Below are 14710 nucleotides of genomic sequence, written 5' to 3' on the forward strand. Positions count from 1 at the left end.
ATAGGAGAATTCAAAAGTATTGCTAACGTTACGCTGCGCTATCAGCAGAAAATTTATTTTCTATTACCAATTACCTATTAAGCATAATATTGTGACATAAACTTATCAGTTACCTGCCAAAGTTGCTCATCTAATTTTGATAATGCCCATTCGGCGATTTCTTGGGGTACACCACCATAAAAGGCTTCAGCAATACTACCTGTAATACAAGCTATGGTGTTACTATCACCACCAATAGAAATAGCATTACGAATTGCGTCTTCAAAATCTGTAGATTCTAAAAAGGCAGTAATAGCTTGGGGAACGGATTCTAGGCAAGATTCATTGAATTCATAAGTTGGTCTAATTTCGGCTAAAGTAGGTTTTAAGTTGTAGCCAAAGGATTTTTGGACATAAGACCTAATACTAGATTTATCATACCCTGTCCGCGCTAAAAAGATGGTGGCTGCGGTTGCCTGTGCGCCCTTAATGCCTTCAGGATGGTTGTGGGTAACTTCGGCACTGCTTTGAGCTTCTTGTAATACAGTATTAAGATCATCAAAGACAGATCCTATGGAACTAACCCGCATGGCTGAACTGTTCCCCCAACTATTGTAGGCTTCGGTGCTATCGGATTTTGCCCATTCTCGAAATTTATCACTATAACCAAGTTCTGGATATTCAGCGTAGTATAATTTGAAGGTTTCAATATATCGAAATTGGTCAATATATTTAGCTATTTCACTGGCTTTTTAGACACAATAAAAGAGCTAGAATTTTTGTGTGCATAATTTATTTTTTGATAGTAACGTAATTTTTACGAACTATTGTTTTGAATTACCCGTGAATGTAGTTTTTGTATACTACTCATTGAAGTGCGGAATGTGGGATTTAAATCATGATTCAAATAAACTCATTTATTCGCCGCCAAATACTTTCTAATAAATCAGGATTATCCATATCAATATATTCAATATTCGGAGATTGTCTAAACCAAGTCCGTTGACGTTTTGCGAATTGTCTTGTATGTAAAGCAATTAAATCTATAGCTTCTTCTAAGTTAATTTCTCCCGTCAAATATTGCTTAATTTCTTGATATCCCAAGGTGTTTAATAAAGATAAATCAGTCCCATGTTTTTGGCAGAGATATTCAACTTCACCAACTAAACCATCGGCAATCATTTGTTCAGTTCGTTTGCGAATTCTCACATCTAAATGTTCTGCATTACTATCTAAACAAATTTGTAAAATTGGATAATTAGGGGGATTTTCTCCCTGTTGTTCAGAAATAGGAATACCAGTTGCATAATAAACTTCTAAAGCTCTTAATGTTCGCACCAAATCATTAGCGTGAATTTTTTGGGTAGCAATCGGATCAACTTGTTGCAATATTTGATAAAGTTGATGTTGACCAAGAGATTCTAATTGCGATCGCAATTCTAGTTGTGGTGATACTCTAGGAATCTTCATTCCCCGCACAATGGAACGGATATATAAGCCAGTCCCACCTACTAACAACAATGGCTTAACTGCCAAACTAGCAATTAAAGCTTGTGCTTGTTCCTGATAATCTGCTAATGTCATTACCTGAGTTGGTTCGCAGATGTCTATTAAATAATGGGGAACTAATTTTTGTTCAGCTATATTTGGTTTAGCTGTACCAATATCAAAATCACGATATACTTGACGGGAATCAGCGCTCAGAATTATAGTATCCAATCTCTGGGCTAAACTTAAAGCTAAACCGGATTTACCCGTCGCCGTCGCCCCACAAATTACAATTAATTTAGTCATTAGTTAGTAGGGGCGCAGGGCCTGCGCCCATTCATTAGTTAGTAGGGGCGCAGGGCCTGCGCCCATTCATTAGTCAGTAGGGGCGCAGGGCCTGCGCCCATTCATTAGTCAGTAGATATTGTTTGAAAAGTTTTTGGCGAATATAATTCGCTACTACACAAGCAAAGTCTATCTATTCCTTCGATCCCGTAAGGGATACGTGGACTAATGAAAAATCAAAGTTTTTTAACCCACGCAGGTGGGTTTTGTCTCTGTGGTTCCGCGACTTCCAGTTGCCAGGTAGGTTATAAATTAGACTTGTTCTTTCAACCTCTCAGGGGAAATATTCTTGCCCTCCTCTTTAGATCACATCATATCCCCTAGATAAACTTCTCATCAAATTGCGCTACAGACGGCAGGAAGGCTTTTGTGTTATAATGTTGGGGCGATTTGACTTTCTTCGCCTTTTGGCGATTTTAACCCCAAGCATCAGGAGAATTTTCATGACGAGCAGTTACAGTGCCGATCAGATTCAAGTTCTGGAAGGTCTGGAAGCCGTCCGCAAACGACCAGGGATGTACATTGGTACTACAGGTCCGCGAGGACTCCACCATTTAGTTTACGAGGTAGTGGACAACTCAGTTGATGAAGCTTTAGCAGGTTACTGTACCCATGTTGAAGTGGATATCAATGCTGATGGTTCTGTCACCGTAACAGATGATGGTCGGGGTATTCCTACCGGTATTCACCCCAAAACAGGGAAATCAGCTTTAGAAACAGTGTTAACTGTTCTCCATGCTGGTGGTAAGTTTGGTGGTGGTGGCTATAAAGTTTCCGGTGGTTTACACGGAGTCGGTATTTCTGTAGTTAACGCCTTATCTGAGTTTGTCGAAGTTACGGTTTGGCGAGATCACAAGGTACATAACCAACGGTATGAACGGAGTTTCCCCGTTACGGAATTGGTAGCACAGCCTTATGCAGAAGATAGAACTGGTACTTCTATTACCTTTAAGCCAGATACACAAATTTTTACCACCAGCATAGAATTCGATTACATTACTTTATCAGGACGTTTGCGCGAGTTGGCGTATCTGAATGCAGGTGTCAGAATTATTTTTACGGATCATCGTTTAGAAATCCTGAAAAGTGACACACCGAGAATAGAAACTTACGAATACAAGGGTGGTATTAAAGAGTATATCGCCTACATGAATCGGGAGAAGCAACCTCTCCATGAAGAAATTATCTATGTCCAGGGGGAACGCAACAACGTCCAAGTAGAAGTTGCTCTCCAGTGGTGTACTGATGCTTACACAGATAATGTCCTCGGCTTTGCTAATAATATTCGGACTATTGATGGTGGTACACACCTAGAAGGTTTAAAAGCAGTTTTAACTCGGACATTAAATGCGACGGCTCGCAAACGGAACAAAATTAAAGAAGGTGAATCTAACCTCAGTGGTGAACACGTTCGCGAAGGTTTAACCGCTGTAATTTCTGTCAAAGTCGTAGATCCTGAATTTGAAGGACAAACCAAAACTAAACTAGGAAATACAGAAGTTCGCGGTATCGTTGATTCTTTTGTCGGTGAAGTCCTCACGGAGTATTTAGACTTTCATCCTGGTATAGCTGATTCCATTTTAGACAAAGCTATTCAAGCCTTTAAAGCCGCTGAAGCTGCCCGTCATGCACGGGAATTAGTCCGCCGGAAATCGGTATTAGAATCTTCGCCGCTACCTGGTAAATTAGCAGATTGTAGTTCTCGTGATCCTGCTGAATCGGAAATATACATCGTAGAAGGCGATTCTGCCGGTGGCTGTTTTCATGGTGATACATTAGTAGCATTAGTTGATGGGCGATCGCTCAGTTTTAAAGAAATCGTCGCCGAACAAGCAATCGGCAAAGAGCATTTTTGCTATACCATTCGGAATAATGGCACTATTGGGGTAGAACGGATTATTAATCCCCGTATGACTAAAGCCAATGCTGAAGTCATCAAAGTAACATTAGATAATGGTGAAACAATTGTTTGCACACCGGATCATCGCTTTATGTTACGCGATGGCAGCTATAAGCAAGCTGCATTTTTAACCCCTGATGATTCCCTCATGCCTCTATATCAGCAAATATCTGATATAAACAATCCAGGGATTACCATTAATGGCTATGAAATGGTTTGGAATCCCCGTTCTGATTCTTGGCAGCAATGGACACCTGAATTTCGCGCCCAACATCATGCTACTTTGCAGCAAACCTACTATCGCAAAACGATTACTGTCCTCAAGCAGATTGAAGTTGAGCAAGGTAAGCTTGATTTAGAAGTTTATAACACCTATCGAAAACAGACAAAAGACAAGTCTTTATTACGGTTTGATAGTTTCTGTCAACGTTACTTTGAAGGTAATCCAGCCTTAGCTTATGAAGCTGTTGCTAATTACAACCACCGCATTGTCAGTATTGAACGGTTAGCAGAACAGGTGGATGTTTACGATATCGAAGTTCCTGAAACCCATAACTTCGCCTTAGCTAGTGGTGTATTTGTTCACAATAGCGCCAAGCAAGGACGCGATCGCCGTACCCAAGCAATTCTCCCGCTTCGTGGTAAAATTCTTAACATCGAAAAAACCGACGATGCCAAAATCTATAAAAATAACGAAATTCAATCGTTAATTACGGCACTTGGTTTAGGTGTCAAAGGTGAAGAATTCAACGCCGCGCAATTACGATATCATCATATAGTCTTAATGACTGATGCTGACGTAGATGGAGCGCACATCCGCACGCTGTTATTAACATTTTTCTATCGTTATCAACGGGCGCTGATTGAACAAGGATTCATCTATATTGCTTGTCCTCCACTCTACAAAGTAGAACGGGGCAAAAATTACCAGTATTGTTATAGCGAACGGGAATTGCAACAGCACCTTGGTACTCTTCCCAGCAATGCTAATTATACCATTCAGCGTTTTAAAGGTTTGGGGGAAATGATGCCTGCACAACTGTGGACAACCACCATGAATCCTGAAACTCGTACCCTCAAACGAGTGGAAATTGAAGACGCAGCCGAAGCTGATCGGATTTTTACCATCTTAATGGGTGATCGTGTCGCACCCCGTCGGGAATTCATTGAAACCTATGGTTCTAAACTGAATATGACAGATTTAGATATCTAAGTTGATTGGTAATTGGTAATTGGGGATTGGTAATTAGGGATTGGTAATTGGTAATTGGTAATTGGTAATTACTCCTCTACCTCCCCTGTTCCCCCTTTCCATAACTTTTTCCCTAAAAATCAGAAATTTTCTCCACAAAGAGGGAAAGCATTTGCTATGCTTATAAAACCCAATTAGATATTATCTACAAGCAAAGATTAATCAGGATACACAAAACTTTTCATAAGACCTGGCTGTAAGTGGGAAACGGGCGCGTCTTTACACCTGACAGCGTTGCCGCACGTAGCAAGATCCCGAAGAGTGCGATTTTAATCGCCGTGGTCTTTGTCTTTGTGTTATGTTTGAGAAAAAGTAAGCACAATGCTTTAAGCGGAGTGTCTAGTGGTTGTTTGGCTCAACCTTTACGAGTGAAAATCTCTTAAGAATCTCAGTGTCTTTAGACGGTGAGAGTGTCAAAAACAGATGACAGCCACCTTCTTAAAATCCAAAGTATTTAAAAGCACAATCAGCACACGTTGATTTACCTAAATATATTATTTGGCAACTTTAGCAACAATATTATTTATCACCTGATTAAAATATCGTTGTATACAGGAGGAACAGTTTGTCAACTTGCACAGGGTAGAAATCTCAACTCTGCGCTAATGTGTGAGTAAGGCTGAATTGATTGAAATCTCTATTCATCTCTCACCCCAATAAAATATGCCATAACTTTAACTCCTTAGTTCAGGTTCTTGGTATAGCATATACAAGGGTTAGTGCCTGGAAACAAACACCAATCACTAGCTGATAGTTAATATGTACAATTAGTTCAACCAGAACTAATTTCTGTAAACAATTACCTGCCGTCGGGTTGAGTTAGAGCAGAAGATAAACGCTAGTAGTTCAGTTGGGAGCAATTTGGATAAGTTTTATAAAGCAGCGAGTGTGCCTACCTCTTAATTTAATAAGAATGCCACTGCCAAACCAAAAAGTTTTCGACAAGATTTAATGGTATCACCGCCATTTTTAATGTCTTTTTGATAAAGGTGGCTTAGTCTTAGTAAATGAGTTCATAAATAATGCACAAAAACAGGCCAATTTTTGTGAAATAGGCTACAATCGGAACAGTATTTACAGTTAAATCTGTCAAGTGTCATCCACTTATATTCGCATCAGGAAACTTTTTGAAAAAGACCGATCTAGATAATAGATTTAGCCAATCAAAAGGGATATGCAGAATTTCCAGGGATGACAATTAAAAAAGCGAGCAATTCACTCTAAAAGTGACATTAGCTACTTTTACTAAACAATCCTGCCTAAAACAGGAAAAAATCACCGAAAATATCTCAAGGTAATCAGCCAAAACCCAATTTTCGGTTTATGGATTACTTAATGCCAAAAGTAATCAAAATGTCTTCATTAAATGATTCTGCAAGGAGCATGAGGAAAGCGGCATGAACCAGGCTAACAACGTACTCGAAAATATTTATCAGCCTGACCTAGAAATGATAAATCCGCCTGAGATCGAATTACAAGCACTCTTAATAGAAGAAGAAGAGGACTTACTGCTGACTGATGACGGCGAAATTGATGATTTTTTAGAGCCTCAGTCTGATGAGGACGACGCAAAGTCTGGAAAAGCCGCTAAATCGCGTCGTCGGACAACAACTACCAAGAAAAAGCACTACACCGAAGATTCAATTCGTTTGTACTTGCAAGAAATTGGGCGGATTCGTTTGTTACGCGCAGACGAAGAAATTGAACTAGCGCGGAAAATTGCTGAATTACTGGAACTAGAACGAGCGCGGGAAAGGCTTTGTGAACGCCTAGAACGCAATCCTAGAGACAGTGAATGGGCCGCAGAAGTATCATTACCATTACCAACCTTTCGTTATCGCCTCCACGTTGGCCGCCGAGCGAAAGACAAAATGGTACAATCTAACCTACGGCTTGTAGTTTCCATTGCCAAAAAATACATGAATCGAGGCTTGTCCTTCCAAGACTTGATTCAAGAAGGTAGTTTGGGTTTGATTCGTGCGGCTGAAAAGTTTGATCACGAAAAAGGCTATAAGTTTTCTACCTACGCTACATGGTGGATACGTCAAGCAATTACTAGAGCGATCGCTGATCAGTCCCGGACTATCCGTCTACCTGTTCATCTTTACGAAACCATATCACGGATTAAGAAAACCACCAAACTCCTATCCCAAGAAATGGGACGCAAGCCCACAGAAGAAGAAATTGCCACTCGCATGGAAATGACCATCGAGAAACTGCGGTTTATTGCTAAATCAGCCCAGTTACCAATTTCCTTAGAAACACCTATCGGTAAAGAAGAAGACTCCCGTTTAGGCGATTTTATTGAATCTGATGGTGAAACCCCAGAAGATCAAGTTTCTAAGAACTTGCTGCGGGAAGACCTAGAAAAAGTCCTCGATAGTCTCAGCCCCCGTGAAAGAGACGTTCTCCGACTGCGCTATGGTTTAGATGATGGTCGCATGAAAACTCTGGAAGAAATCGGCCAGATTTTTAACGTCACCCGCGAACGGATTCGCCAAATCGAAGCCAAAGCACTCCGTAAATTACGCCACCCCAACCGTAACAGCGTATTGAAAGAGTATATCCGTTAGAATCATCACTTATTACAATCATCAGGAGAAAGAGAAGCTGAATTATCAGGTTCTCTCTCTCCTGTGTTGTAATTCATTGGGTATCACTTTTTATACGGAACACGGTTAAACCCACATTCCGCACCCTGGGGTGTCACATAGTATTATCACTTGATTTTCTCTTGATTTTTGGATACAAATTATGCCTTGTCGGCATCATGTATCCGTTAATTCATCGAGATTCGGTATACAATACATCCTCATTTCATCATAAAAAACAGTAAAAACCGATTGTGACAGTTGAGGGTGCGGAAGATAGGTTAAAACATGGACTTTTAAAGGATCATGAAAAACCTAGATGTGTAGGGGTAAAGCAAGAGCTTCATTGGTGTCAACTTAACGTAAAACCTATAGCGGGTGTGGAAGCCAACAGATTTGAGTATATATAATAAATAATAAGAATAATCGAACGCGGATATACGCAGACAAACACAGATAAAGTTTATAGTATAATCTCATTTTTTCCTATTCTCTAACTGTTGTAATAACTGTTGGGAATTTTTAACCCACTGTACGTTACCTTGAATATTATATAAATTGTGTGCATATTGAAAGACTTGTATAGCTTCCTTGTATTGTTTTAACTGCATAAAAACTAACCCGGCACCATAATAGGCATTAGCATAACTAGAATTAGCTGCGGCTGATTTTCTGAAAGCTGCTAAACCTTCATTTAATTGACCCTGATTAAATAAAATTGAACCAAGATTATAGTATGCTTCTGCATATTTGGGATTAATTTTAATGGCTTGATTTAAAGCTACCTTCGCTTGCTCAATTTTTCCTTGTTGTAAATAACATATACCTAAATGGTAGGCAGGTTCTGGAGCATTTTGACTATAGGTTCTAGCTTTTTGAAAAGAGGCGATCGCACTTGACCAATTTTTCTCCTGTTCCCTGAGTAACCCCATGTTATAATGGGCAAAACCCAAATTTGGATTTAATTGCAAAGCTTTATTTAAATAATCTTGCGCCAATTTTAAATTATTTCCCTCTAATAAAGCCCCACCTAAATTTGCAAAAGCTAAAGCAAATTGAGAATCGGCTTGGGTAGCTTGATAAAAAGCATCTGCCGCAGGTTGTAACTTTCCTGATTGTCGGAGTGCTAAACCCAAATTATAGTGCGCTGCTGCTAATTTAGGATCTAATTTAATAGCTTGACGAAACGCGGCAATTGCTTCTTCTACTTTTCCTAACTGTATTTCCTGCAACCCTTGATTTAAAGCGTCTGTAGCTGCTTGACTATTGGTAGATTGTGCTAGAATCAGGGTAGGTAAAGAAGTGGAGGATACTGGTTTAATATTAATAGCTAATAACAAAAGACTGATTATCCCCAAGATAGGATATTTAATTAATGATAATTGCATTGATTTTTTGCCAAATAATATTTTTAGTGACGTTAAATAAATAAAAAGGTTGAGAATTTATTAATTTTTGTCTCACGCAAAGGGAAGAGAAAGAAAAGTTTCTTAGATTAACAATAGAAGGATAACACTACTTTAAATTACCCATTCATAACTCAACCTTAACCTTATTATTATACTTGTATGTTAAGTGTATATCACATCTTAACAATACAGAAAAATCTTATGGGCTTTATAGTCTCCCTCCTCACGAGTCTCATAGCAAGTCTCATATATCTCCAAACAGGCAGAATCACCAGCGAAAGGACTCAATTGGCAGTCCGAGGGATTACGATATTGATTGGTAGTATTGCCTTACTCGCGTCGATTTCTAGGCTGTTGGTGATTGTTCCACCGGGAAATGTGGGTATTATTAACTCATTTGGTAAAATTTCCGACAATACTCTTGATTCAGGAGTTCATCTAGTTAACCCCTTTGCCAAAGTCATCAACTTTTCCACTCGTCTTAAAGATATCAAGGAAAATATAGATACAACATCTCAAGAGGGTTTGAGTTTAAATCTTGATGTTAGTCTTCAATATAAACTTGATCCTCAGAAGGCAGCAATAGTATATAAAACAATTGGAACTGATGAAAAACAATTGATAATTTCTAGATTTCGTTCTACTGTTCGCGCTATTACTGCAAACTATCCAGCTAGTGCAATTTATTCAACCAAACGTCAAGAAATAGCTCAAAAAATTGATCAACAACTCACTCAAGAAATACCAACATTAGGCTTTATTGTTGATCAAGCACTTCTAAGAAACGTCAAAATGCCTGAAACTTTACAAAAAGCAATTCAAGAAAAGCTCAAAGCCGAACAAGAAAATGAACAAATGAAATTTGTATTAGAAAAAGAGCGCCAAGAAGCAGATAGGAAGAGAATTGAAGCTAAAGGTATAGCTGATTCTCAAAAAATTATCTCTGGTGGACTTACTAACCAAGTTTTGCAATTACGCTCAATTGAAGCTACGGAAAAACTTGCTCAATCTAATAATTCTAAAATTGTTGTTATCGGTGCAGAAAAGGGAGGAATGCCTATTTTAATTCAGTCAGAAACAGGAAAATCAAAACCTTAGAACCTTCTCTATTTTGGTTTATTGAAATCAAATAGATTTAAAATAAAATGTTTTTATATCATCTCTTAGAGGATGAATGAACAAGTTTTTAATGTATAAACAAACCACTCTCCAAACCTCTCCCCGAAGCGGGGAGAGGCTTTGAAAACCCCCTTCCCAGCCTTCGGCACGCTGCGCTAACGTAGGGAAGGGGGGCAGGGGGGTCTCACAAGGGTAGGTTTTTTACATTGTCGTGAGGGCAAGACTTGGAAAACAAGGCAGACAAGGTGGCAAGGGAGGAAAAGCGGACAAAATAAACCATAAACTGAGTATTTTGTGGATAAAATCCACCTTGTCTACTATCCTTCCTTGTCCTCCTGGTCTTGCCTTTACAGAGAATATTAAAAACCTACACCTGTCAGGGCAGGGTGGTTAGGTTTTTGGAGATTATCGGTTTCATCTAATACTTTATCGCTAACGCCACGCTATGCCTTCGGCACACTTCGTGAACGCTATCAAACAACCTCTTAAGCAGTTATTTTGTGTTGTGAGCGCCATTATTACCAAAAGATACACAAGGACTATCAATTTCTACTGCTGGAGTAAATGAATTGCAAAAAGTGACAGTAGCACAATTAACTGCCATCTCATCAGGGTGAGTGCATTCTAGATTGATATAAAAAGCACACTCTTCACAAATAGTTTTATGCAAAAATTGCATTGTTATCTTGCATTTATCGTAAATTAACCACAAAAGAACAGTTAAGAAACTGGACTTTAGTGACGTACTCCACACACTCCCTTTCAGGTGAGTGTGGGCAACGAGCGTGACTCCTAATCCGGACATTAACTGAGCTTTAAGACCGTGCGCCCCACGGTTCTTTGGTTTTGAGATTTGTTTTTTGTTTTGTAGGCTGCATTTGGAGCATTTAATTGGACTACACCTACTCTCCTATAATAACATAAAATCAACATTTTGTACTCGCAGGGCGAGAAGCAAGCTACGTTTCGTCGCTGTAGCCTTCTTTGTTTTCGCTACGCTCAAATACAATTTGGGCTACGCAACTCAACTCACGCGCATTCATGAGCCAGCGCTGTAGACGGGTTTCCCGTCGCAGGCGACTGGCATCCCCACGCTCCGGTATAGTGAGACGTGGGGCTTCTGCTGATTAAGCTAACTTATCTTGTTTTTATTAGTTTGTAGAATTAAGCTATTTTTGGTACATAGAATAAATAACGCTATAAATAATTGTCCTTTATCCCATACGTGACATCAAGCTTAGTGAGTGCTAAACGTCTGCCAGAAACTACTGCTCATGTGAGAGTTACCCGCCAATCTTGGCAACAAGGCTTTCTTGAAGGTGAAGTTAGTGCCGGTAATTTCCATTGGCATTTCCAGTGGCATTTCCGTCGGGGAGAACTGTCTGTGAAGCCTTCCCAAGGTCGTGCTTTAATCAAAGAACCTCTAGGGCGTTTTTTGGAACAACAAGATTATCAGTTAGAACCTGGGGGGGATTATGCTTTTACGATTCGGGCTGAACTTTAAATTAGTTATCAGTTAGTCGGTTGAGATATCGTTCAATCAGAAGAATGGCAACAATATCATCTATTGGCCGTGGTGGTTGACGTAAACCCTTGGGTAATAGTTTAGTTATGCCTTGGGGTGGATACATCTGCCAATAGCGATCGCGGGCTTCTAAAGTAGAATAACGTTCATCAACCAAAATGATATTGGTGGGTTTACTTAATTCTTGATTAAGTTGCTGTTTCCACTTTTTCGCCGTTGTTTGATCTCCCATCACTATTAAGGATACGGGGAATTTTTGCAGTTGTATTTCAATATTAGCGATCGCCTCATTTGCCAATACAACTTGATGATAGAACAGTTGTCGATCCAATCCCATCACCGCAACACCGCATTTATCACGACCGGGATCAAATCCTAAAATTACAGGTTGTGTGTTAGTCATTGGTCATTGGTCAGTTGTCAGTTGTCAGTTGTTAGTTGTTAGTTGTCATTAGATTTTTAATTGATTTCACGTACTAAACAGTATTTGTCCATTCAGGATGGCTACTAACTTGACTCTCAATGGACCCACAGTATAAGTATTATCTGCGGCTACAGCTTTAATTTCTACTTCTTGCTCTGTTTGCTGTAATTGACTCATAAAGCGCAGAAAAGTGCCATCTATTTGCACACTTTCTATAATTCCGGCATTGCGGGCGCGAAATTGAGAAGCGGAAATTAGTAAGTCTAAGCGTTGACGCATTTGTTCAGATGTCATATTTTTTAAATCTGCTGTAGTCGTAGCTAGTACCTCACCTGACGAAAATACCAGTTGATTGCGGACTGCATCTGCAAAAAATTCTATTTGCTTTTCACCTCTAACATAATTTCCTGCGGAGAAAATTCGGACTACATATTCTCGACCATCTTTAATTTGGGCAATTAGTTGTTCAACTTTATCCTTGGTAACACGAAGTATTTCTTTATTTACTGGCGTACTACCAGGTTCAGTTAACTGAACATTGGCATTGCGGTTAGCTTCCTGGAGAATTTGGATAATTGCCTGATGTGCCGCTACAGGCTTATCCACAGTAATTAACCCTGCTGCTATCACTTGACCTTTCACTAATGCTAGTTTACCTAACCGGAGGTCACGGTAGGACTGATAATATTTTTCTAGTCTGGCTACTTCGAGTTCTAAAAATTGTTGTTGTTTCTCTAATTCTTTCAAGCGAGATTCTCTAGTAATAATCACTTCCTCTCGCTGTTTAATTTCTAGATTACGATTTTGAATAAGTTTATCTAATTTGGCAATTTTGCGATCGCGTTTTTCAATTGCCGTCTTCGCTTCATCAATAGCTTGTTTAGCCTCAGCATACAATTTCTGCCGTTCCGTCTTTAACTCTGCCACTGCTGCTTGCAGTGTCAAACGCTGATTGTAAAGAGTTTGTAATTCATTTCTAGCTTGTTGATACTGAATGACAATCCCACCTAAATGACTTTGAGTTTCATTAAGTCGCGCTTGGGTTTTGGCTTGTTGATTCAGAGTGCGATTGAGTTGAGCTTGTGTAGCCCTTTGTTTAGTATTTGCCGTCTGTAATGATTTATTAATTTTCTGTAATTCTTGTTGTGCCTGACTTTGTTCCTGTCTGGCTTTATTTAACTTACCCTCTACTTGACTTTTTTGGGCTTCTGCGGTTTTTAGTTGTTCCCGCTTGTTTGTCAAGTCTCTTTGAATATCTTCTAACTCAAATACGCCCTTTCTCAATCCGCCATCAGCAGCAAAGAGAATTGCTAAAGTTGAAGCAGAAATTAGACCACCTGTAAAAATAGTGACAATTACAGCAGTTTTTTTCGGACGCAAATTGAAGAGTGAGAGACGGGCTTTGCCAACTCGTGTGCCGATGCGATCGCCCACGGTGGCAATTACGCCTCCCAAAATGAGAATTGCTGCAATCAGAATGTACCCAGTGGTCATTTTTAGCTACCGCAATCCTGACCGATACAGCCTACCGCACTCAACCATTGTAATCGGGTAAATGGAGTTGGGTAAAAGTATAAATTATTCAATTTTGAAATTTTCCTCCAAATTATTGGCTTAATTTCCGCAAATAGAACCAGCCCCAACTCCATTACCCAGAAATTTAAAAAAAGCATAGAGCAGGAGCAGGGTTTACCCGCTCGTTTATGAGTATACTGCCAGAAAAGTCTGTCATTCTGACTCGGTGACTCCTGTAGGGGCGTATTGCTATACGCCCATACAAAACTAGGGACGCATTGCTGTACATTCCTGTAAAACTGGGTACGCATTGCTGTACATTCCTATAAGACTGGGGACGTATTGCCGTGTATCCCTACAAGACCAGGGGCGTATTGCCATACGCCCCTACAAAACTAGGGACGTATTGCTATACGCCCCTACTGCTTTTTCTAAGTAAATTGCTTACTTAAAGCTACGGGTTTATGCACAGTAATCTTCTTTTTATGGATGGAAATCATTTTCTTCTCGCGCAGATCTCCCAGCAGTCTGGTGACAGTAACGCGAGTCGAGCCAATTGCTTCCGCGATCGCCTGATGGGATAACTTCAGATCAATGGTAATGCCATCAGCGCAAGGAACGCCAAAATCTCGACAAAGAATTAACAAGAAACTAATTAACCTTGAACCCATATCGCGGTGAGCAAGAGTTTCAATCATCATCTCGGTCTGAAGAATCCGCGAAGAAAGACCTCGCAGCATTAACATTGATAATTCTGGATTTTCCTTCAGTGCCTGTTCAACTTGTTCAATTGGTGCTGAAAGCAATTCTACAGTAGTAAATGCCACTGCATGATAGAATCGATCAGACTTGTTACCTGTCAGCAGCGACAGGACACCAAAAACGCTATTTTCCCGGAGCAGAGCTACCGTTATTTCTTCCCCTGCCTCATAGACCCTCGACAGTTTTACAGCACCCTTAAGAAGAAAATAAACTCGTTCAGCAGGATCTCCCGGAAAAAAGATCGTCTTATTGCGCTCAAACGTTTCCACAACCGGAGGAAATGCCCCCGTTGCCATTTGGCGAAAAACATTTGCTAGGGCTTTATCTTGTGTCACTATCATTTCTCCCTTCCCCTACCCAATGCCAGAAAAACAAAAACCGATTACCTAAGAATACACCTG

11 protein-coding genes are annotated in these 14710 nt (G+C 39.9%); 4 read left to right on the plus strand and 7 right to left on the minus strand.

Going from position 1 to position 14710, the window contains the following annotated elements; translation table 11 throughout:
- Positions 1-77: 77 nt before the first annotated feature.
- Complete coding sequence (locus EZY12_21915) at positions 78-719, minus strand: ADP-ribosylglycohydrolase family protein (protein QSX70776.1); 642 nt, start codon at positions 717-719, stop codon at positions 78-80.
- A 163-nt stretch (positions 720-882) separates the two neighbouring features.
- The gene (miaA, locus tag EZY12_21920; protein QSX67342.1) at positions 883-1773 is read right to left on the minus strand and encodes a tRNA (adenosine(37)-N6)-dimethylallyltransferase MiaA; all 891 of its coding nucleotides are present in this window, start codon (positions 1771-1773) and stop codon (positions 883-885) included.
- A 482-nt stretch (positions 1774-2255) separates the two neighbouring features.
- On the opposite strand from miaA, the gene gyrB reads away from it, so the two are divergent.
- A complete protein-coding gene (gene gyrB / locus EZY12_21925; GenBank protein ID QSX67343.1) occupies positions 2256-4925 on the plus strand; it encodes a DNA topoisomerase (ATP-hydrolyzing) subunit B in 2670 nt (889 codons plus the stop codon).
- A 1436-nt stretch (positions 4926-6361) separates the two neighbouring features.
- Positions 6362-7537, plus strand: a complete 1176-nt coding sequence (gene rpoD, locus EZY12_21930) for an RNA polymerase sigma factor RpoD (protein QSX67344.1) — start codon at positions 6362-6364, stop codon at positions 7535-7537.
- Between the two features lie 494 nt (positions 7538-8031).
- Here rpoD and EZY12_21935 read toward each other — a convergent pair whose 3' ends face one another.
- On the minus strand, positions 8032-8943 hold the full coding sequence (locus tag EZY12_21935) for a tetratricopeptide repeat protein (protein ID QSX67345.1): 912 nt from the start codon (positions 8941-8943) through the stop codon (positions 8032-8034).
- 222 nt (positions 8944-9165) lie between these two features.
- On the opposite strand from EZY12_21935, the gene EZY12_21940 reads away from it, so the two are divergent.
- Positions 9166-10062 carry a prohibitin family protein gene (locus EZY12_21940; protein ID QSX67346.1) on the plus strand — a complete coding sequence of 299 codons (897 nt, stop codon included), beginning with the start codon at positions 9166-9168 and terminating at the stop codon, positions 10060-10062.
- Between the two features lie 514 nt (positions 10063-10576).
- Here the strand turns inward: EZY12_21940 and EZY12_21945 are convergent.
- Positions 10577-10762 carry a hypothetical protein gene (locus EZY12_21945; GenBank protein QSX67347.1) on the minus strand — a complete coding sequence of 62 codons (186 nt, stop codon included), beginning with the start codon at positions 10760-10762 and terminating at the stop codon, positions 10577-10579.
- A gap of 561 nt (positions 10763-11323) precedes the next feature.
- Between EZY12_21945 and EZY12_21950 the strand changes: the two genes are divergently transcribed.
- The gene (locus EZY12_21950; protein ID QSX70777.1) at positions 11324-11587 is read left to right on the plus strand and encodes a DUF3146 family protein; all 264 of its coding nucleotides are present in this window, start codon (positions 11324-11326) and stop codon (positions 11585-11587) included.
- 1 nt (position 11588) lies between these two features.
- Here EZY12_21950 and EZY12_21955 read toward each other — a convergent pair whose 3' ends face one another.
- The 3 genes from EZY12_21955 to ntcA form a co-directional block, all read right to left on the minus strand.
- Positions 11589-12011, minus strand: a complete 423-nt coding sequence (locus tag EZY12_21955; protein QSX67348.1) for a pre-16S rRNA-processing nuclease YqgF — start codon at positions 12009-12011, stop codon at positions 11589-11591.
- 66 nt (positions 12012-12077) lie between these two features.
- A complete protein-coding gene (locus EZY12_21960) occupies positions 12078-13526 on the minus strand; it encodes a DUF3084 domain-containing protein (protein QSX67349.1) in 1449 nt (482 codons plus the stop codon).
- Positions 13527-13978: 452 nt separating this feature from the next.
- On the minus strand, positions 13979-14650 hold the full coding sequence (gene ntcA / locus EZY12_21965) for a global nitrogen regulator NtcA (protein ID QSX67350.1): 672 nt from the start codon (positions 14648-14650) through the stop codon (positions 13979-13981).
- Positions 14651-14710: the final 60 nt, after the last annotated feature.

The sequence above is a fragment of the Dolichospermum sp. DET69 genome, assembly GCA_017355425.1.
In the GTDB taxonomy this organism is placed as follows: Bacteria; Cyanobacteriota; Cyanobacteriia; order Cyanobacteriales; family Nostocaceae; genus Dolichospermum.